27 protein-coding genes are annotated in these 19,922 nt (G+C 51.2%); 2 read left to right on the plus strand and 25 right to left on the minus strand.

All coding sequences use genetic code 11. The annotated features are described in order from the left end of the window. Window positions 1-7 precede the first annotated feature (7 nt). From GCWU000341_RS09380 to GCWU000341_RS09460, 18 genes are all read right to left on the minus strand, one after another. Entirely contained in the window at window positions 8-697 is a 690-nt protein-coding gene (locus GCWU000341_RS09380) for a LysM peptidoglycan-binding domain-containing protein (protein WP_009215733.1), read from the minus strand. Continuing rightward, window positions 697-2,898 (minus strand): tape measure protein, encoded by a 2,202-nt coding sequence (locus tag GCWU000341_RS09385; protein WP_009215734.1) that lies wholly within the window; start codon window positions 2,896-2,898, stop codon window positions 697-699. The genes GCWU000341_RS09380 and GCWU000341_RS09385 overlap by 1 nt, the downstream gene beginning before the upstream one ends. 194 nt (window positions 2,899-3,092) lie before the next feature. Next, entirely contained in the window at window positions 3,093-3,524 is a 432-nt protein-coding gene (locus tag GCWU000341_RS09390) for a phage tail assembly chaperone (RefSeq protein WP_009215736.1), read from the minus strand. A 22-nt stretch (window positions 3,525-3,546) separates the two neighbouring features. Further along, window positions 3,547-4,029 carry a phage tail tube protein gene (locus GCWU000341_RS09395; protein ID WP_009215737.1) on the minus strand — a complete coding sequence of 161 codons (483 nt, stop codon included), beginning with the start codon at window positions 4,027-4,029 and terminating at the stop codon, window positions 3,547-3,549. A 9-nt stretch (window positions 4,030-4,038) separates the two neighbouring features. Then, complete coding sequence (locus GCWU000341_RS09400; protein WP_009215738.1) at window positions 4,039-5,346, minus strand: phage tail sheath family protein; 1,308 nt, start codon at window positions 5,344-5,346, stop codon at window positions 4,039-4,041. A gap of 2 nt (window positions 5,347-5,348) precedes the next feature. After that, entirely contained in the window at window positions 5,349-5,531 is a 183-nt protein-coding gene (locus tag GCWU000341_RS09405) for a hypothetical protein (RefSeq protein WP_009215739.1), read from the minus strand. Next, the gene (locus tag GCWU000341_RS09410) at window positions 5,528-5,953 is read right to left on the minus strand and encodes a phage tail terminator family protein (RefSeq protein WP_009215740.1); all 426 of its coding nucleotides are present in this window, start codon (window positions 5,951-5,953) and stop codon (window positions 5,528-5,530) included. Before GCWU000341_RS09410 ends, GCWU000341_RS09405 begins: the two co-directional genes overlap by 4 nt. After that, on the minus strand, window positions 5,943-6,479 hold the full coding sequence (locus tag GCWU000341_RS09415) for an HK97 gp10 family phage protein (protein ID WP_009215741.1): 537 nt from the start codon (window positions 6,477-6,479) through the stop codon (window positions 5,943-5,945). Before GCWU000341_RS09415 ends, GCWU000341_RS09410 begins: the two co-directional genes overlap by 11 nt. Window position 6,480: 1 nt before the next feature. Next, window positions 6,481-6,864 (minus strand): hypothetical protein, encoded by a 384-nt coding sequence (locus GCWU000341_RS09420; protein WP_009215742.1) that lies wholly within the window; start codon window positions 6,862-6,864, stop codon window positions 6,481-6,483. Further along, window positions 6,858-7,244: a hypothetical protein gene (locus tag GCWU000341_RS09425; protein WP_009215743.1), complete on the minus strand. Its 387-nt coding sequence runs from the start codon at window positions 7,242-7,244 to the stop codon at window positions 6,858-6,860. Before GCWU000341_RS09425 ends, GCWU000341_RS09420 begins: the two co-directional genes overlap by 7 nt. Next, window positions 7,210-7,401 carry a hypothetical protein gene (locus tag GCWU000341_RS09430; protein WP_155812771.1) on the minus strand — a complete coding sequence of 64 codons (192 nt, stop codon included), beginning with the start codon at window positions 7,399-7,401 and terminating at the stop codon, window positions 7,210-7,212. Before GCWU000341_RS09430 ends, GCWU000341_RS09425 begins: the two co-directional genes overlap by 35 nt. 17 nt (window positions 7,402-7,418) lie before the next feature. Further along, entirely contained in the window at window positions 7,419-8,309 is an 891-nt protein-coding gene (locus GCWU000341_RS09435) for a N4-gp56 family major capsid protein (protein ID WP_009215745.1), read from the minus strand. Then, window positions 8,309-8,917, minus strand: coding sequence for a phage scaffolding protein (locus GCWU000341_RS09440; protein ID WP_009215746.1), 609 nt, complete (start codon window positions 8,915-8,917; stop codon window positions 8,309-8,311). Before GCWU000341_RS09440 ends, GCWU000341_RS09435 begins: the two co-directional genes overlap by 1 nt. Before the next feature lie 165 nt (window positions 8,918-9,082). Continuing rightward, complete coding sequence (locus GCWU000341_RS13605; protein WP_155812773.1) at window positions 9,083-9,274, minus strand: hypothetical protein; 192 nt, start codon at window positions 9,272-9,274, stop codon at window positions 9,083-9,085. 4 nt (window positions 9,275-9,278) lie between these two features. Continuing rightward, window positions 9,279-11,264, minus strand: a complete 1,986-nt coding sequence (locus GCWU000341_RS12745; RefSeq protein ID WP_009215747.1) for a minor capsid protein — start codon at window positions 11,262-11,264, stop codon at window positions 9,279-9,281. After that, window positions 11,251-12,708 carry a phage portal protein gene (locus GCWU000341_RS09450; protein ID WP_009215748.1) on the minus strand — a complete coding sequence of 486 codons (1,458 nt, stop codon included), beginning with the start codon at window positions 12,706-12,708 and terminating at the stop codon, window positions 11,251-11,253. The genes GCWU000341_RS12745 and GCWU000341_RS09450 overlap by 14 nt, the downstream gene beginning before the upstream one ends. A 13-nt stretch (window positions 12,709-12,721) precedes the next feature. Then, complete coding sequence (locus GCWU000341_RS09455) at window positions 12,722-13,948, minus strand: PBSX family phage terminase large subunit (protein ID WP_009215749.1); 1,227 nt, start codon at window positions 13,946-13,948, stop codon at window positions 12,722-12,724. A gap of 4 nt (window positions 13,949-13,952) precedes the next feature. Then, a complete protein-coding gene (locus tag GCWU000341_RS09460; protein ID WP_009215750.1) occupies window positions 13,953-14,387 on the minus strand; it encodes a terminase small subunit in 435 nt (144 codons plus the stop codon). 990 nt (window positions 14,388-15,377) lie between these two features. On the opposite strand from GCWU000341_RS09460, the gene GCWU000341_RS09465 reads away from it, so the two are divergent. Continuing rightward, window positions 15,378-15,746: a hypothetical protein gene (locus tag GCWU000341_RS09465; RefSeq protein ID WP_009215752.1), complete on the plus strand. Its 369-nt coding sequence runs from the start codon at window positions 15,378-15,380 to the stop codon at window positions 15,744-15,746. A gap of 76 nt (window positions 15,747-15,822) precedes the next feature. Then, window positions 15,823-16,236: a ribbon-helix-helix protein, CopG family gene (locus tag GCWU000341_RS09470; RefSeq protein ID WP_009215753.1), complete on the plus strand. Its 414-nt coding sequence runs from the start codon at window positions 15,823-15,825 to the stop codon at window positions 16,234-16,236. A gap of 89 nt (window positions 16,237-16,325) precedes the next feature. On the opposite strand, the gene GCWU000341_RS09475 is transcribed toward GCWU000341_RS09470, so the two are convergent. The 7 genes from GCWU000341_RS09475 to GCWU000341_RS09505 form a co-directional block, all read right to left on the minus strand. Then, the gene (locus GCWU000341_RS09475; RefSeq protein ID WP_040653958.1) at window positions 16,326-16,733 is read right to left on the minus strand and encodes a hypothetical protein; all 408 of its coding nucleotides are present in this window, start codon (window positions 16,731-16,733) and stop codon (window positions 16,326-16,328) included. A gap of 82 nt (window positions 16,734-16,815) precedes the next feature. After that, the gene (locus tag GCWU000341_RS09480; protein ID WP_040653959.1) at window positions 16,816-17,076 is read right to left on the minus strand and encodes a DUF551 domain-containing protein; all 261 of its coding nucleotides are present in this window, start codon (window positions 17,074-17,076) and stop codon (window positions 16,816-16,818) included. Window positions 17,077-17,142: 66 nt separating this feature from the next. Further along, window positions 17,143-18,102 (minus strand): DNA cytosine methyltransferase, encoded by a 960-nt coding sequence (locus GCWU000341_RS09485; RefSeq protein WP_009215756.1) that lies wholly within the window; start codon window positions 18,100-18,102, stop codon window positions 17,143-17,145. 219 nt (window positions 18,103-18,321) lie between these two features. After that, the gene (locus tag GCWU000341_RS09490; RefSeq protein ID WP_009215757.1) at window positions 18,322-18,657 is read right to left on the minus strand and encodes a hypothetical protein; all 336 of its coding nucleotides are present in this window, start codon (window positions 18,655-18,657) and stop codon (window positions 18,322-18,324) included. 24 nt (window positions 18,658-18,681) lie between these two features. After that, entirely contained in the window at window positions 18,682-18,873 is a 192-nt protein-coding gene (locus tag GCWU000341_RS09495; protein ID WP_009215758.1) for a hypothetical protein, read from the minus strand. A 105-nt stretch (window positions 18,874-18,978) separates the two neighbouring features. Beyond that, complete coding sequence (locus GCWU000341_RS09500) at window positions 18,979-19,212, minus strand: hypothetical protein (RefSeq protein WP_009215759.1); 234 nt, start codon at window positions 19,210-19,212, stop codon at window positions 18,979-18,981. After that, window positions 19,209-19,598: a RusA family crossover junction endodeoxyribonuclease gene (locus tag GCWU000341_RS09505; protein WP_009215760.1), complete on the minus strand. Its 390-nt coding sequence runs from the start codon at window positions 19,596-19,598 to the stop codon at window positions 19,209-19,211. The genes GCWU000341_RS09500 and GCWU000341_RS09505 overlap by 4 nt, the downstream gene beginning before the upstream one ends. Between the last annotated feature and the right edge of the window lie 324 nt (window positions 19,599-19,922).

Here is a 19,922-nt window from a genome sequence, read left to right on the forward strand (position 1 = left end):
TTCTCCTTTAAGCGGGGATAGTCAGAACCTGGCCGGCATAAATCAGATTGGGATTTTTGATCTTATCCCGGTTTGCTTCGAAGATCTTTGCATACTGCGCTCCATTCCCGTAAAGCCTTTTTGCGATCTTCCAAAGGCAGTCTCCCTTCCTTACGGTATAAGTCTTCGTTTCCTGTGGAGGCGACTTTTGCTCTCTCGGAGGTTCCGTACTTGCGGCAGGCGGGGCTTCCGGGGCGGCAGGAGGCTTGATTGTCACGGTTTTCGTTCCGAAAAACTTGTACTGCTTTAGCTTAAACTTGACCTTCACATCCAAGCCTTCCTTCGCATTTTCTGTGATCTGATACTCCTCGAGGCTTACCCTTATATTCGTGTTATAGAGCCTTCGCCCGCGAGGAAGACGGCGACAGACAATGAACTGTACCGGTCTTCTCGCAATTTTCAGTTTTTCAAAGATAGAGAGAAAGTATTCTGCCTTTTTGAATCCTCCCTTGTACCTCGCAAAGGGGTAACGTACCTGAGGAATCAGTGCCTCGAACTCGATTTCCGTAAGCTTCGGCTGTTTCAGGATATTGATTTCCCCGTCATTCATCAGGACCGTTGTCGAATTGTTGTTTCCGATTTTTACTGTGAGCTTCTCCGGGGCCAGCGGGAAAAGGCACTTCCCAAGATAAAAGTCGTAACCGCTTCTTTTCCCCATCAATGCACTCCTTCCGCAATCCTTTCGATCGCCTCTTCCGCGGAGTCCGTCATTCGGGAGACGATGCCGTCGAGGTCCAGGTTACTTTGGATAGTATTGTGGTTTACCATCTCAAGCTTAACCTCCGCCGTGGTAAAGCGATTTATCGTCTCCTGCTCAGCGATATCTCTGAGATACTTCAGGTCCTCCTTGCTATCGGCGAGAGAATCCGCAATTTTTTCCGTGTTCCCGGCAGTGATGCCAGAAGATCCCGGAAGCCCGGATCCCGCTATCGCGTCTCCCGCTCCGTTCTGAACCGCATTTTGAAGCCCACCTATGCCGGCGAAATTCGGAAGGGCTCCTGCTCCGCCTCCGCCCTTGAAAAGGCCGCCTAAGCTGTGAAACTTATCCGCAGCACCATCTCCCCACTTTGCCCCTGCCTGGAAGGCGTCACTGTACTTTGTTCTTTCCAGCTGGTAGTCTGCGGCGTTTAAAGTCTTTGCCTTCTCTCCTCCGGCGTTTTGAATCGTCGCGTCGATCTGTGCCTGTACTTTTCCCTGGAACTTCGCGACAGCGCCCTGCAGGTTGCTGCCGAAAAGTGCATCCAGCATGCCGGCTGCCTTACTGACGACACCCACGATGAAATTAAAAAGAGAGAGCATCACAGCTTTAATCGCCGCCACGGGGCGATTAAACAGCACGCCAAAGGCCGCCGCAAAATTCGCCGACGTGTTATAGAAATTGATCACATAAGCGATCAACGAGTTGATCAGCCCGACGACCAGATTCCGGATGAAGGCTCCCGCTGTAAATACGACTCCCATAATGATACCGAAGCCGCTTCGCGCTGCTCCTGTGGCCTTCGCGACTGCCCCCGCAATCGCGAAAATTACGGCAATCAGGGCGATGATTGCCAGAATGATCCAGGTAATGGGACAAGCCATTAAGGCCGCATTAAACCCATACTGAGCCGCGGTAGCAGCAAAGGTAGCTCCCGCCTCCATCATCATGGCCGCAGCGTGTGCGGTCGCTGCCGCCGTCTGCACTGCCTGTACGGCCGCAGCGATGCCATTGATCACGTTTACCGCAAGCATCATCCCGTAGTAGAGCCCGAGTGCTGCAACAATCCCGAGGATGATCGGTTCGATTGCCCCCCAGTTGTCCGCAACAAAAGTCGCAACCTGCCCCACCAGGTCAAAGATACCTAAGACAGCGTCCGCGGCGAGGTTCATGCCGTTGACAACACCCTCAAAAAAGGACTGGAACATCTCACTGTTTGCCATGGAATTGATCCTTTGCAGTACCGGCTCAAAGGCCTTCAGTGCCGCGTTTTGCATCATAGTCCATGCCTGAGACCAGGTTAGAGGCATCTCCGCGAATTTTTCATTGATGCTGTCGGCATCTGCGAAGACCGCTGCCTTTACAATGTCGGCAGACAGTTTTCCCTCCTGTGCCATGTTTCGGATCTCTCCAATTGGTACCTGCATATAATCCGCAATCGACTGGATCAGATTCGGGGCCTGTTCAAAGATAGAGTTCAGCTCGTCTCCCCGAAGGACTCCGGAACCCAGCGCCTGAGAGAGCTGCAGCTCTGCATTCGCGGCCTCTTGCGTAGATGCTCCTGCAATAGTCATCTGCTTCTGGATGAGATTCGCGAAGGCCACTACCTCTTCTGTTCCGGAAAAGGCGTCCTTTGCGTTGTTTCCAAATCGAGCTACCACTCCCGCCATATCGGCATAACTTCCGCGGGCATCCTGAGCGGAAGCATAGATGAGGTCCATGACCTCATCCGTGGAACGGAGTCCGTCGTTCATCAGATCGATGCGGGAACGGGTCTGCACGATCTGATCCGAAATTCCGGCGATCGTTTGCACAGATTTCATTGTCGCATAGGCCGCAGCTACCCCGACAATCTTCTGCATGAGGGAATCCGCTGCTCTTGCCCCCTGCTTTATAGCTTCATTGTGCTCCTCCTGGCCCTCTTCGTTATCCTCGATCTTCGGGTAGAGCCTTGCAATCGCCTCCTGCAGGCGCTCCGCAGCGCTTTCCGCTCTCCCGAGCTGCCCCGCCATCTCATCGCCTACCGGCGAGCTGATTGGCTGCGAAAGGCTGCTATGCAACTCATCCATCGCGCCGACGGTATCATACAGTGCGCCGATGATCCCATAAAGCTTCCCCGAAAGCTGGTCATTTAAAGCAATGCCGGTCTGTATACTTGCCATCTAATGCCTCCTCCGGGAATTTCGCATCATGCGGTCCTGCTCCGCTTTATCGTGCTCTGCCTTCAAGCGGATTGCTGCGATTACAAAGGCTTTTTCGTTTTCATCCATTTGAAAAAATACTGAGGGGAGGATGTGGAGCCTCAGAAGTGCGTGATAGGCATAGCTTGCTTCCGGGTCCTCATCCTCCCCTTCAATTAGTTTTTTGCCGCTTCCACCTTGTCTTCCAGACTCTGTGTGAAGCCCTGGAACTCCTGGATCCAGAGCCCTAGATCCTGATACTCTCCCGGATCATCCACAAGCGCGTACAGGAGCTCCCGCGGCGTTTTGACATCGTAAGAATCCTGCAGCTCTGAATCAAAGAGATCCGGCGTCACGGTCGAGGCAACGATCATCTCTGCGAGATATCGGTAGGTATCGACCTTCGGCCGGAAGATGCCAGGCTTTCCGGTGACAGGAAGTTCTGTCGTGCAGGAATCCCGAATCTCATCGTTTTCCCTTGAAGTAATATGCCGAAATTCCCACATAAGGGGCTTTCCATCCTTATCCAGGAGGCTTTTCGTCGGAGCGTAGAAGGCATTCGGCTTATCTTTTTTGTTCTGCCTCATGAAGAGCGCAAATTTTGACATGATTTCTCCTTTCTTTTACCGATCAGTTCGCGAGGAACCCGTTCAGAAGCGTGAAGGACTCGGGAATAGAGAAGTCCTCAAAGGTCCCCTTAATCGATTCCTCTATCGTATCCCCGTCTGCGTCAAAGCTGGAAAGGATCCCGCCGTCTGTATTGCAGTCGTAGAGCACAACAGTCTGTCTGCGGGCCCGGGAGGTCTTATCATCATTCGTGATCTGCATCTCGAAGTAGATATCCTCCCCGCTGTCCTTATAGTCCTTCAGCGCCTGCCGCAGCACGGACTGATTGTAGTGCGCCGTGCCTGAGAAGGTCCCCTCCATGCCGCAGGACTTATGGCCTACCATCATGGCACCAAGTCGTGCGACCTTAGATTTCGTCTTCTCGATCTTTACTTCCATGTCCTTCATCATCATGAAGTTATAGCGCCTGCCGCGGATTGTCAGAAAACACTCCGCCGCCTTTGCCATGATCGTATCTCTGGCTTTCATTGTGATATTCTCGGCCATTTCTCCTCCTTACTGGATGACAACGCTCATATAGAGCTTCCCCATCGCGTTGACGACAGAGATATCCGTATTTACCACAACGGATTTCTTTGTGCTCCCCCGCTCCACTGTGACGGCCTTGTCCTCGAAATCTTCAATCGCACCGAGATCCTGCAGTTCCTGACAAAGCTTCACAATATCCGCCCACAGGGACATCCTGCCGGATGCTTTGTTCGGAATCACACCGAGATACTTCGAGGCAAAGAGGGATGCGATATCGTTTCCGATCTGATCAGCCACGCGAACTGTCTGATTATCCTTAAAGATCTCCCCTACGGTCTCTGTCACAGACACCAGAGTATTGATATCCTCGAGCACCCGAGGGACACCGTTCACGAGGTGGACCAGAAACTTCCCTGCGAGAATTCCCTCGATCAGCTGGGACTGCGTCTCCTTCGTCTCCACCGTAAATTCCCCGTCATACTTTCGATTCTGGCAGGAACGATTGACCTCGCATCCGGCTTCCAGTCCCGCTACCCAGTAGACAAGAGACGCCTCATCCCATCCGGCGTCCAGGACCTTGTTCTCCACGGAGATCACGCCGAAATTATCAGCGGGATTTCGATAGCTCACGAGCTGAAACTTTACCCCGACCTCGTCCCGGAGGCGTTTCTGGAACGCATTAAACAGCTTCAGCGTGGTGCCATCCGTACTGAGAACTCCCATCACGTTGTAGTGATAGGCCTCGATCTTCTGAAGATAGCCCTGATAGGACGCTCCGTTTACCGTTCCGTTACTCCCGCCGGTCAGGGGCGTTGCGGCGGTTTCCGCAAGGGTCGCCCCGCTCTTCCAGGTGACAAAATCATTTGCTGTAAGCTCAGAGGCCGCCGATACCGTCTGCAGGTCCTCCCGGGAGTCCAGCAGATAGGTCATAACGTCGAAATGGGAAGGCTCGTCTGCATTCTTCCGGATCACGATCCGAAGATCGTTTCCCCTTTTCCCCGGATACTTTGCCTCTGCAAAGGTATTCGATGCCTTTGTTCCGCCACTGTTCAGCCGATAGGTATAGAGCGTCTTCGCGTTCAGGAAGAGATCTCTGAGACCCTTCAGCTTCTCGTGCCCATAGGAGTAACCCAGAAGCTTCAGGCTGCTCTTCTGGAAGTCCTCGCTGGAAAGGGTAAAGACTTCCCCCTCCGGCCCCCAGTCAAGCTCCAGCGGCAGCGTGACAATTCCTCGATCAGAAAGCGCCGCTCCCGCCATAAACTTCGAAATAAAATTGATATAAGCTCCCGGCAGAACCTTGTTCTGCGTAAGGAAGCTTCCTCCGCCAAGTGCCATTCTCACACCTTGCCTTTCCTATAGTCGTCGATTCTCTGCTCGACTTCCTCCATCGTGTACTCTTTTCCGTCCAAAAGGATTGCCTCCAGGAGATCCCTTTTGTCTCGGAAACGCCGGGACTCTAAAAGCTGTCGCTTTTCAAAGAAATCCGGAGACGTCTTCCCGTTTTCCTTTTCCATAATCACCTTGCCTTTCCATTTTGCAAAAGCTCTCCCATTTTCTCCTGATCCTCCTTTCGAAGGACAAAAAGATCGTAATCCAGGAAAAAGCTCATCACACCGTCATGGATTTCATAGCGAGGATTCTTTCCCCAGATCGGCTGCTCCTCTCCGGGAAGTGTGATGTACTCCAGGCATGCGATCATCCTCTCTGCGACCTCATGGCATATTTCCTGCTTCCCGTCCTCGGGGAAGAATTGGATCAGGATGGGACAGCGCCTAAGATATCTTCCTTCCAAGAAGTGCTGGCTGGAAGGATTCTGGGCGGAAACAAAAAAGCAAGGCTCCTGCAGGCCCTGCCGAATTTCCTCCACATAGATTTCATATTCCTTTTCTGTAAATTCCCGGGAAAGTGCAGTGCTGATTCCCCGGAGGATCTCATTTACCATCCATCGCTCCTTTCAGAAAATCCTTCACCTTTTTTTCCAGCAGCGCGGGCGCCATGGCACGAATTTCATTCTCGGATAGCGTCATCATAAACTGCCCCTTTACCCATCCCTTCTTAAGCCGTTTTCCGAGAGCCGGGACATAGCGCCCCGGGGTCTGCCGATGCCCGAACTCTACATAACTTGCATACTCCGTCGGATTGATGATATCCACGGTATAGAGATCCCCGGATTTTGATACCTCTCCGATCGTCCAGCCATGCCGAAGTGTTCCGCCTTTTCTCCCAGTAGGATTGATGCACTTCTGATAAGACTCTCCTTTCTTATGCTTTTTTCCGTTTCGTTTCGCAACGGCAGTGACTTCTACGGAATAGTTTCCGACCGGTGTGCGCTTTATGACTTTCCGCAAAAGCCTCGCGGATAATTCTTTCGCGCAGTCCCCCAAAAAGACTTCCCTTTGTTCGTAGAGTGCCTTCATCCTCTCTGCAAACTCTTCCAGTGCCTTTTTATCTACCCCTCCTTGTCCCATCTCAGCTCCATTTCTGAAACAGCGTCAGTATAATCTCCTGATGCGTGGCATAGACCGCAGGGACGCCGCTGCACTGATACGCCACTGTTTTTCCGTTCTGTGTGACTACGATCTTTGATCCCGGTTTTATTGCGGCGTCAGGAGCTAGGAAAAGCTTTATGACCTGCGCGGTATCGGCAGCGGAATCGGTCTGGCTTACGGAAGAGATCTCGTAGAAAGAGAGCCGACACGGCAGCCCTCTTTCTACCGTCTCTTCTTTATGCGAGATAATTCCGCTCTCGGGATCTTTCCGCTTCCGGTACTCTATAATGTCGGCCCGGCCATCGTAGAGCATCCTCTGTGCCGATTGCGCGCTTCTCCTTGCCCGCTCCAAAGCACTCACCATCTCAGCCTCCGGTAACAACTGAACTGCGGCGTGCCATAACTGAGAAGATAAGAGATGAACTCATCCAGACGCTGCTCTGTACTCTTTCCCTCCGAAAAACTCACGTCGGTATCTCCTTCCTTGATCTGCGTCACCACGGCGCTAAAATCCAGCCCAGAAAGATCATTCGGTGAAAAGGTCTTCTTCGTTTTCAGGAACTCTCCTACGGCTATGTCAATTGTGACAGAGAGGAGGCCCTCCGGGACCTCCTCTGTATTGCACTCATTCTTGACATAGGACGCGGCCTTTTCGCAGCAATGGGAAAGCAGGGCCTCGTCAGAAGCCTTCCAGGTATAGCTCAGTTGCTTAAGCCTTTCCTTTCCGCGTTCCAGCGTCTCCATCCGACACCTCCTCCGGTTCTGCCTCTTCCGGTTCTGCCTCTTCCTCTGGCGCCTCCACCGGAAGCTCGTCTTCTGTGACAGGAGTAAGACTCGTCTCTTCCTCCGCCACATCCGCTTCCAGTTCGTCCGGGATCTCATAATGCCTTCTCAGCAGCATTCCCATTTACCCCCTCCTTACTTCTTGAACTTTGCAAGCACGACTTTCGACTCGTTGGAAAGCACCGCCGTATAGTGCTCATCCGCAGAGAGCACGGTGGTCTTCTTCAGGATATCCCTATCGGTCTCCGTATTGACATCCCTCTTAAGGTAGATCGTGAGCGCCGAAGAAACGGTTGCGGTCTTATCCGCCGCAGGATCCTCGTTCGGATCTGCGGAATCATCTACCATGATCGGGTTCAGGTAGTAGGCGTTTCCCGAATCCAGAGCGACTTTCTTGGACTTCACCACTCTGCAGCCCGCGATGCTCCCGATCGTCCCGGACATGATGACGCCGTTCGCGATCGGGTACTTATTGATATCCAGAAAGTTCGGATCCTTCCGAAGCTGCGTGACCTGATTCGGATGCACGAAGATAATCTTGTTTACTCCTGCGTCCGTCTCGTCCCCGAACTTATCCACCGCATCCACGATACCCTCATAGCTGATGATCTTCGCGGAGCCGTCATACTGCAGCGTAGCCCCTTTCAGAGCCTCATAGCAGTCATTATCCACCTTTGCCGCGATCGCCATAGTCAGCTGATTCGCCGCCTCTCCGATCGGGTCGCCATAGCCAGAGAGTGCGGCCTCATCCGTAATCTCGACAGCTTTTGCCGCCTTTTTGACCTGCGCCGTCGTAGTGGAGGCCGTAAGCACCACGGTTCCGATCGCTACTCCCTCCGCAACATCCTCTGCATCCCCGATATAGGCATACTTTGGTACGGTAATCGTATCCCCCGGCTGCCCCGAGAGAGTGGTATCCACTTTTGCGAACGGCGAAAACTTGATCTTCTTCGGGAGCGTCGCGCTCACCATATCCGCCATAACCTGCGGATTCACAAGGCCAGACAGTTTTGTCATTCCTGCCATTACTCTTCTCCTTTCTTCATGCCGCTCAGAAGATCATAAGCGTCGCGATCGGAATTATAGAGCTTCAGCCGCTCCTTGTATCCCATCTTCGCGAATTGCTCCTTAGTGACTCCTGACGGCTTTTCATCGTCCGGATCCGCCGGACTTGCACCAGTCATCTTCGGTTTCTGAGGCTTCTCCTCCTCGAAAAGGAATTTCGTTGCCTCGTCCTTCTGAAGAGCCTTGATCTGTTCCGAGAGGCCCTTGATACTGCCATCCTCCGAGAATTCTGCCTTGTCCAGATCCTTCAGCATGGCTTTCGCCGCAGTGACGTTCTTCGCCTTTGCGGCAGTCAATGCCTTTTCGACTGCATAGCTTATCTTCTCTTTCCGGTTTTCTGCCTGGAGAGCTTCGATCTGCTTTTTGAGATCCTCTCCGCTCCCAGCGGATTTCTTCAGCGTTTCGATCTGACCTTCTCTTTCTTTGATATCCTGCTTCAGCTTGTCCCGTTCCGCAGTAACATCTGAAAGCTCCGCCTTTGCGGCATTGATATCATTTCCGTTTTCTGTCATGATCTTGTCAATGACATCCTTCTCTAGCCCAAGCTCCTCCAAAAACTTTCTTTTCATTGTTTCATCCGTCCTTTCTTTTACACTTTTTACGGGGTAGCTCCCACATGATTGTTCGGTTCCGTCTTTTTACGCCATCCGGCAGGGCATACAAAAAGACACCGGCTTCCCGGCGTCTTAAAGACTCTCAAATGTTCCGAGGTTCTCGAAGCCCCTCGTCTTTCGTTAAATCATAACCCCTTTAGGAATTTTTCGATCAGGTATTACATGAGGGTTTCCTGATTTCAGACAATTCCTCATAGTCTCCATATGTTCTGCTGATGACCGATTATCGCCAAATTCAACAGGATAAAAGCTACCGAACTTTTCCTTGTACTGCAGGTCAAGCCTTGCATATGCCTTTTCTTGCTCAGTCATATAATCACATCCTTTTCAGCATTTTCAAATACATGTTATATGCATCTGGTAGATACCTTTTAATTAACGCAAGCGCACCCGGTGAAGCAATCGTTGAATCTGTCATTTCGGCAAATCCCTCTGCACTTAGATTTCCAGTGCCTGTGATATATGCCGGATCATGACCAAAACCAAATGCGTAGCTACTTCTGCCGCACTGAACTGAATATCTTCCGAACATATCTGACAAGTTTGAGTACTCTTTCATTGTGTGATTCATTTTGATGTAGTCTTCAAAAGAATCTAGCACTTTGCTTTTATCATATATGAACTTACTGAACTTGTCAAAATGCTTCGTGTAAAAACCTCGTATAGCTTCTTCGGTTTTTGCAGCATCTAATTCATTTTCCAGAAGTTGATAAATCGGGTCTGTTCTTAGCATTCCGGTTGTCAGTCTATAATTATGCAACAAGTTTCTTACGTATGCTTCTGCACCTACGCCACTAATCTTTAGCTGGGCATCGAATGCTTTTTGATATACACCATTCGCATCAGCAGCACTATCCTTAAAATACTGTTTTATGGTTTTTTCACAGTCATCCATTATGACATCTTCAAGTGTTTTCTGTGCAGCATTCTTATATGCCCGTGAAAAGTTTTGCCCGCCACCGGCAAGATAATCAAGATTATGCGCATATTCATGAAAGTGCACTTGAAATGGCTCCTGATAGCTATTCCCTGCTGCGGCATCAGCTTTATGCATATGTACGCGTCCATCCGACGGACTGAAATATGCTTCACCAATGCTAGGATCAACGTTTTCATCGACCGGCTGCAATTGGCCCCCGTATTTGACATACAAGGCTTTGATTTCCTGTGGCGCGTTGTTATAGATTTGTTCCAGGTCATCTTGCTGCGCTTGGTTATACCCGGCAAAGGACTGACCTACCGTCGTCGGCGTTGCATAAGCGCCCGATTCCACAAATGCTTTCTCCCACTCCTCATAACCCATGTTTGCCGGCACATAATAGGTCTTCCCCGACTCCTCATCTCTCGCAGCCCTCTCTCCGATCTGATCGAGATCCTCCTCAAAGTAGGGAGCCGTCGCCGTGCGGCAGTTTACGTGAAAGGGCGGGGCCGTGACGCCAGTCTGCCACTCGCTCATCTTAAAGTGCTTACCATCCATATGGCGGCATATCTCCGACGTACGAGAATCCAGAGTCGCAACAATCTCATACTGCTCTACACCGAGTTCCCGGAAGCTGTCCCGCTGTGCAGCATTCCCGATCGCGGCGGACTCTGTCATAACAAGACGCCCTGCCGCAGTTTGCGAGACTTTAAGGCGCCTGGAGATGGCCTGAATCGCCTTCTGTGGATCTTTCCCGAGGATGATGTTCTGCGTCATCGTCGTATTGAGCTCATGGACCAGGAGTTGCTTGTTCGACCATATCCGATCCGAGAAGTTCCTCCCATCCGGAGCCCAGGGGCGTGCTAGAACCTTTTGTATGCTCCGTTCATCCAGCTGAGAAAAGCTGCGGCCGATGGAAACCCCCTTCTGGAGCTCAAAAGCGGTATGATAGTAATCTCCCTCATAGACCCTTCGCATGGTCTTGTCTACGCTGTCCAGCTGACCTCCGAAGAGCTTTTCCATCTGCTGCTGGATCTGAAGCTTCAGCGCGTCCAGCCTGCTGATATGTGCTCTTGCAGAAGCATTTTCCAGCTGCTTTTTCCAGATCGGTGTGATCGCATTCTCCTCCCCCTTTCTGACGTACTCTTCAATATCCCACTGAAATTCCTCCCGCTGTGCTTTGCTCAGGAACTTCCGGGCCTCCTGCATCGAGATCCCATTGTTTGCAGCAAAGCGCTGATACCACACAGAAATCTGCCGCTCAAGCTCCCTCTCTGCCTCTTGATACTGACGGGAGATCTCTTGATACCCTGCAGCTGCCTCCCCATGTCGAAGCTCTTCGAGCTCAGAGAAACGCTTCTGCCAATACTCACTCGTCTTCATGCTCCGCGCCTCCGTGTTCGATCATCGGGTGATACTCCGCTTCCGAAAGAGACGCCTCCTCTGCCTTCAAACGGTCCATTTCTGCATTCGCATCCGTCACATAGGGATGATGAGAGAGGAGCGTCTCTTTCGAGATAATTCCCACACTGTTCTGGATATTTTGAATCGTAAGGCTCTCATCCATCGGCATATTTGTGTTGAAGGTGAAGGTCGCTTCGACCGTCCGGAAGTCTCCTGCTCCGCTGTTGAGCAGATGCAGATCCACAAAATAAAGCAGCTCGTCCAACGCCGCTTGGAATTCGGTCTCCATGTCGGATGCATCCAGGTCGATGTCGCTATACATGGATTGAATGTTCATCTGATTCGGCGTTCCTGTAAGCTTCTCATTCTTCGCATCGTACCCCATGCAGTTCTCGATAATGGCGCGGCGGAAGATATCCGAAATCACCTTATAGTTCTCCGCATTAACCTCTACTTGCAGAGTTCTTACATCCCCGCCGGCCCCGTTTGCGTCGGAGCGAACCTTAACGGCGCCATAGGTTGCGAGATTCTGTCTAAACTCCCCCAGATTCTCCCCGTCGTAGTTTACAAGTACCAAAATGGTATTCCGACTGTCCTCCTCCATGTTGTCGTCGAAGTGAGAGAGGATCCGATTCAGACCGTCCTGAAGGCTCTTGCAGTTTACAACCAGCGGAATTTCTTCGTCGTTATACCGAAAGGGGACAAAGGGGAGCTTGTCCCAGTTATACCCCTTCCCCTCCACCATGAAATAATCCTGGTGCCAGGGCGCACAGGGAAGAAGCATGCCGTTATGGTACTCGAAGAAATCAATCCCTCCTTTCGTATAAAGCTCCGCCTTTGTGATCTTCGTGTCCCGCTCTCCATCGAAATTGAGGACCTCATAAAATCGAATCACCCGGTCAAGCTCGGTATGATCTACATCCTTCCACTCGGGGATGATCTCAAACGGTCGGAATTTCTTGAAGCGAAATTCTCCGGTCTCGTCATAGTACGGATAAAGCCAGGCGATCCCACAATTCAGGGCATCCCGTCCAACGTTCTTAAGCTGCCGGAAAAACGCCTTATCGAAAAGCTCTGTCAGAGCATCCTGATAAGCTGCATTATCAGAGGTCACAGAGATCGGTTTTCCCAGAAGATAGTTCACTTTCTGCTTTACCATACGACGATACACATTGTCGATCTGACGGTTGTTCGGAAGATTATCAAGTTCTATGAGCTTCCCGTCTCTTCCGATCGCTGTCCTCCGTTTCTTCAGGATATCCTGGCGGCCGAGATAGTAATCATCCCCCTTTATCATCCACCGCCACTCCTTCGATGATTTCTGGCGAAAGATCTCATGGGATATCAGCGCCCGATCGGAGATCCTCCGCGCCCCTTCCCGGATTGCCCGGTTTGCCCTGTCAATCAATGAGAAATCCCACATTCCTTTTCACCCCTTAGTCAAAGCTGAATCGATCGGCTCGCAGCAGCCTGGCAACACCATACCGCATAGAATCCATGCCATGAGAAAACTCATGATCCGGCTTATCTGTCATTCGACCGTTCCGATCCTTTTCCCAGCAGTAATTTTCGATTTCCTTGTAAAATTCCGTGCACCTTGGATGCACGATGATCTCATAGTTCTGGATTAGCTGGATCCCGTGCTGCACGCTGTCCCTGCCCTTCAGAGAGGCCTCCGCGCGGATCCCCTCATCCTGCAACTCAGCGATCGATTTCGGTTCTGCACAGTCACAGATAATTCTCTGCCCACCATAGCCCTTTTCCTTGATCGTCTCCGCAATGATCCGGTTTGTCACCCCGCTCTGATACCACTCATCAAAGATATAGATCTTCTTCGCCTGGCCATCGACAAGCTCGCAGACAAAAGCATTCGGATCCGTAAAACCGAAGTCTAAATTAAATGCTGCCTTTACCCCTTCCTGGGCCCTGATTTCCCCGACATCAAAATCTTCCATCCGGTGATTCGGATAGATCAGTCCCTCGGCAATTCCCCATTCTCCGTCCCCTTCGATTCGGTAGCGCCTGGGATTTTGCCGCCGCATCATCTCAAAGATATGCCGGTCAGCATCATCCAGCCACTCATTACACTGCCAGGTCGTCGTCTTCGTGAAGATGGTGTCATCCGGTGCGTCAAAGAATCGGGCCTTCAGCCAACTTGTCGCTGACCAGGGGTTAAAGGTGAGCGTGAGCTGCTTAAAATACCCCTCCGGCACTTCTCCTCGGATGGACATATCCAGCTTATTGAAATCGTCCTCTGCGACTTCATAGGCCTCCTCGATCCAGACAAAACAAAGACACCCCCTCTCGACAGAGATGGAGGTGATCTTAAGGCTTTCATCCAGGCCACGAAATAGAATCTTCTGTCCGGTGCTCCTACGGACGATCTGCAGCGGAGACACCAGGCAATCAAAATAGGCGTCCAGCTGCAATCTGTGAATCGCCCATTTGAGATCGGAAAACACGGAATCTCGAAGCGTATTAGCATACCTCCTGACGCAGAGTCCGCTGCTTTCTGGATAACGGTAAAGCCGATAGATCATGTTGAGGGCTGTAGTCTTCGATTTCTTGGATCCGCGGGATCCCTTACACACCCGGTAGCGCTTCTTCGTGTTCCAGAAATCCACATAATTTTTCCCGACGACCTCTTGCAACGAAAGTTCCATACTTCTACTCCTTAAGGTCATCCATAATCGTGACGGGCTCCACGGAGAGCTGCACGCGATCACCGAACAGGGCATACCGTTTTCCCAGAAGCTCCGCTGCCTTCAGCCGCTCCTTCTCGTCGGGCGCTTTCTTCATCCTCTTTGCCGAAGAGCAGCCCTCCCCTATACATTCCACAACGACGACCTCGGCGGAAGACTCCCCGCGAAGAACAGAGGTGAGGTACTCCAACACCTCCTTCGCATCGGCGGTCCTTTCGTCGTGCAGCTTCTCCAGTTGCTTCGCGATGTAGGCCGAAACATTGACATTCCTTAGCAGCCTGCTTCCCGACTGCGCCGCCGTCTCATCCCGCTTCACTGCGGGGTATGCGGTACGGTAAGCCCGAGTGGCATTCAGGTCGATCAGGTATTCATCCGCAAATTTCTTCTGTTTTTCTGTCACTTGGGCTCACCTCCTTTCCGCGCACAAAAAGAGACCGGTCCCCCGATCTCTCTGTTTAGGCTTTTTCGAAGAAAAGGGACGGCCCCGATCCGGCGCCGTCCGACAAAACTTCTAGTTTTAATTCTATCGCGGACAAAGCGAACAAGCAAGCCCTATCAAATCTTAAGAATCCCTTACGCCTCTCCTCCTCGCTGGAGGCGGGGGCTGAAGGCGCGCACCTGGTAGCAATCAGGCCTTACCCTAATCCCGACTTAGTCAACAACTAGCCACAACTAGCCACAACTGCGGATCAACTACAGGCACAACTGCGGATCAACTGGATCAACTACAAGTCAAGCCTTAGTCAACGACTAGCCAATACTTAGTCAAGCCTTAGCCAACGCAAGCGGGGACGTCTGGACACGACAGCAATAATCATAGGGCGCTGGATCCAGCCGGAGGGATTGCCCCGCACTCATAAGCAATGTAGCTCTGTCGGCGCGGTATAATGTGCGCCTTATTATCTATGATGTGATCGGGTCTCTACCATGTAAGGGCGCAAACGATCTCTATGCTGAGGGCGTCCGCACCTGCACCGGGGGCGCCTGAACTGTCAGGGCTTACGATCTCCCCTGAGGACTCCCTAGGGCTATCTCTCTATGTAATGGCAGCTTATGAGTGTACCGGGGGCTCCAGCAGCCAAGATCTATTGCGCTGCTGATATTGCCTTGCTGGAGATCCTCCGGCAGATCTTACCTATACGGATCTATAGCACAGAGGGCGCGCCGGATCTGGATCAGATGGGGCCGATCTGCTATCAGATGATATCGTCACGCAATGCGCAAGCTAAGATATAGGGATTGGCAGAGAGATCCCAATACCTGCTTAATCTGTATATCTCTAACGTGCCGGGCAAGCAGAGATCCTCGCGATTGGATTATTGCACAAAAATACAGCACAGACTTTGTACAACATTTTTAGTCTAAATCGCTTGACGTTTGCGCAAAGTCGATGTATGATGTACTTGCAATAAGGAAAACGGAACAAAAGAAACCCGCCACGGAGGTTACGACGGGAGAAAGGAACCTTATTATGAAGAAGACCATCAACGGCAGGAAGTACGATTCCGATACGGCTAAGGCCGTAGCAGAGTTTTCCAATGACATTGGGGAGTTTACGGAAGTTATCGAGACTCTCCATCAGAAGCGCGGCGGGGAGTTTTTCCTCCACTGCATGGGCGGCCCTAACACTATTTACGGAGAGCCCCGCGGTGAAAACTGGAGAGGATACGGACAGAGTATCCGCCCCATGACTACAGCAGAGGCGGAGGAGTGGGAAAAGAACCGCTCCGAAGCGATTGGAAATTTTGAGAGATTCTGATTTCATCCCCGGGAGAGAGGGCAGGGGGGGCATAACGGTTTGTTATGCCCCCTTATAGCTATAGAGGAGGTATAAGATGATAAAGACAATCAGCGGGGCAAGATATGATACCAGCACCGCTAAAAAAATCTCTGGGATTGTGCGCGGATCTGGACCGGATGAGATCCGGGAAACCCTGTACCGTAAAAAAACAGGGGAATATTTTTTGCACGGGGAAGGCGGACCGCGGACAAGATACGCCATCCCTCAGGGCGCGCACGCATGGGGGCGGGGATCTCTTATCCGGCCCTTATCCCTATCTGAAGCTAAGGGATGGGCGAAGCAGAATATTCCGGAAGAATTTGAAGAAATTTTTGGGGATCCCGGAAACGAAAGGACAAACCTAAATATCCGGATATCCAAAGCGGCACATGAGAAGCTAAAGAACATGGCCGCAGAAAGCGGGAAATCCATGTCAGCTATTATCGAGTCCTATATATTGGATCGATAAAAAAGAAGGGGTTATGCTTAATTGCATAGCCCCTTTTTTGATTACCTTGCCATTTTTACCCTTTTTCCTTTTGGATTCTCTGTTCAGCCCTATTTTATCCCTTTTTCCAACAAATACTTATCCCTTATCCGGATCCTGTAGTAGTCCGGGCTATTTGCCCTCAAACTGCTGCTTATCTTTCTCCAGCTTAACCCTTTCAGGTAGTACATTGCAAAGACATTTCTTGTCAGTACATCGTTGATATCCATGATCCAGTTCTCTACCCCTTTTTGGATTTTCTGGATCCGGCTGATCTCTTTTTTGCACTTGTCCAGTTCGACCCGATTTATTCCGCGGAGGACTAAAGTACGGGGAAATCCGCTCCTGTAGTCCTTCACGCAGTCCACGACTACTCCTTGCTCTCCCCTTTCTATTTCGGAGATCATATGCTGCAGGATGCGGATTTTGTCATGCCCCTCGCGGCAAGTATCAAGCTCTTTTCTCGTCATACTCGTCATACTCTTTTCTCCTTTGTAGACAAAGTGTCGGGGTTTCCGACATCTTACCCTTTTTGCTTCTGCCGACATATCCCCCATCTGCTTACTGTGTCTTCCCCGGGTATGGGGCTGGAAGCGGCATCCACGCAAGCGGCTTCTTGCCATAATACTTGCATATGCTGTCCATGATCTCCCCGTTCTGGAAACTGGTATATGTGACGATCCTGCTCCCGTCTTTCAACTCCATCGTCACTAAAACCGGAGCGGATTTTTTCGTCCCAAACCGTTTCGTTCCCAGCCATTCACGTTCCTCCGGTAGCCTCTCATTGCACGGAATCCACTCCATTTCTTGCTTATTCTTCATGTCTCCCTTTCTTCCGCTTGCCATTCCTGCAATGTTATTTGCCCTTTGCAGGAATGCTTGTACTCCTCAATCCACTCTTCTATTCTCTTCCCCATTTTCCATGATCCCCCTGAAGATCGGATAAAACTGCTGCGGCACTACCGCATTCCCCAGGCATTTGATCCGATCTGCTCTATGCGGGATCCCCCCTATGATCCGCGGGATCTCCGGTTCCAAATCCCAGTAATGGTTCAGGAGAAAATCTCTGTCCAGCCTATGGGGAAGCCCATCAGCCACTCCGTCCACTCCGGATTCAGCTGGCCGCCGTTCCCCTTTGACAGATTTTTTCTCTCCTCTTCTGTCAATACTCCCTTCTCCGCAAGATCCTTCAGCTTCTGGAAATTCCCACTTCCTACGCAAAGTCCCGCTCCCGTCGTGACCGTCGGAAGCAGCACTACACTCGACAGCTTCCCTGTCTTTGCCGCCTTCTCGATGCTCTCCCGCCGAACAGGCGCCCCTTTGCTGTCTGAGGCCCGCGGCGTCGGAAACGCCACCCTCCCGGCATCCGATAATCGCGACTCTTTTCCGCTCGTGCCATGCGCCGACCGCAAGAGCTGGAATAATAAACGCCCTGCACCGATATCCCTCGCCTTCCAATGCAGAAAGAATATCGGAGAGTGCCATATTGACGATCCCAGCAACGTTTTCTCCAACGATCCAATCCGGCCGGAGCTCCCGAATGATTCGAAACATTTCCGGCCAGAGGAAGCGGTCATCCTTCTCGCCTCTTCGCTTCCCGGCAAAAGAGAACGGCTGGCATGGAAATCCTCCGGAAATAATGTCAACTGTTCGTAAACCTGTTCTTTCATAAAAGCTTTCCTTCGTAAGGTCCCGGATATCCCGCCATTTCGGGACATCCGGCCAATGCTTCTCCAGCACGGAATACGGGTAATCGGCAAGCTCGCACTGCCCTACTGTCTTGATTCCGGCCCATTCCGCAGCAAGATCCAGACCGCCAATTCCGCTAAAAAGTGACAGGTGATTCATTCCTTTTCCTCTCCCATGCCAAAAGCTTATTCTCGTGCTTCCCAGTCTTCGCATACATCGTCATATTCCGTCCAGTCTGTGCAGTAACAGCTTTGCGCGTTCACACAGACCCAGCCGTCGTCAACACTTTCATGCTCATGATATTTGCATGTTCCGCAGCACTGGAATATGTCCCTCATAATCGTTTCAACTCTTTTGCATTCTTTGTCTGCAGCGTCCCTACATCGTGATATGCACTATAATGGCCTCAATCCACGGCAGCTCTTTGCACGCCCTATATGCTTCCTCGTCAGTCATTTCCTCGTACTTTTCCCATCCATGAACCGCTGCCAGTACGTCATACTCGTCATCAAGGCTTTTGATGTACACCCTCTCGTCGACAATCAGGTATGCGTCAATCCTCGCGTTGCCCCAATGGGCCAACCACCACATATAGCAGTTGTCAGCCACAACCTCGCTATCCACCATCGGCACAATGGGCAACCCCTGATATTCCTGCATGAGTTCAAAAAGTTCCTCACGATTTTTCTTTTCCTGCTCATTCATTATGCTCATCTTCTTCGTCCTCCCAAGCCTCGCTCATCTTGCTACTACAATGGGGATCCCCTTCGCCGGGAGCTTCTGCGCAAGTTCCGCTGTGGTCCTCTCCCAGTCATCCCAAAAGTGCTTCTGGAGATGCTGGCACTTCTCGTCGTACTCCCGCATGGCCCTCTGCCTCTCATTAGGGCTCTCATGTAAGCGCTTTATTTCACATTTTAAATCTTCATACATAAATTCCTACCCTCATGGCCTTAGGATCGATCCTAAGTGCCTTCCCTTGCGAATTTTCGATATCTCTGTCCATTCTGTCTCATCAATCTTTTCCGTTTCCTCTCCTCAGTCGTTATGATTCCTCAAATCCAGTTCGTGGAGTAAGGCCATGCTCAAGGCATCTACAACGGGATACTGTTCTCCCTGTGAGATAATCCTGTCCAATTCCTCGATGCATGATCCCCAATCTGCGTCTGTCATTTTTTTCTTGCGCTTCCACTTCAAAAACCAGACGTTGAGGAGCACGTTTAGGAATTTTCGGAGCTTATCATCCGGCATCGCAACTTTGTCGTTTGTCATAGCGTTTCCACCTGAACGAAGATCCCGGGAATATCGCCGTAAAATTTTTCCGTGATCTCCGACGCCACTTGTGCATCGTCTTCCCAGAAGCCTACCTTCGTCATACAGTCCTTCAGCAGCTTGATCAGGTTATCGGTATCCGGCTTCGTGGTCTTATACTCAAATCCCTGCCCGTCTTTCTCCCAGATCCATTTCGTAACCAGCCTGATCGGACCCTTAAGCGGAACTTCCGGATTATGCTTCCCGACGGAGGTAAGCAACTTGCTCCTCGCCGCTTTCAGTTCTGCCGGTTCGTAGAAATACGGCTTTCCCTTCCGGACCATAACCTTGTGTTCCTGATGCGTCACAGTCGGCGGGATCATCGGCATAAAAAATTTAATCTGCATCGCCCTCCTCCTTTATTGCTTTAAAGTGTAAAATTCTTCTTTCTTTTTCTCTCGCGCGGTTGTCGTCGTTGTGTACACCGGTTACGGAACAAGGGGGCGCACCCCATCGCCCCTTGTCCGTAGAGTGTGTACACACGACAGGGTGGACATATATAATACCTTTAGGTATATTTGTCCGCGAAGTTGTCCGCGGACAACGGACAACGAGAAATTCCTTTTGTCCGCAAAGTTGTCCGGGCTTTCGCGGACAACTAAATTTACGTTGTCCACCGGGTTGTCCGCGGACAACGGACAACGATGTTTTACGTTGTCCGCAAAGTTGTC

It is taken from the genome of Oribacterium sp. oral taxon 078 str. F0262 (genome assembly GCF_000160135.1).
Taxonomy (GTDB): Bacteria; Bacillota; Clostridia; order Lachnospirales; family Lachnospiraceae; genus Oribacterium.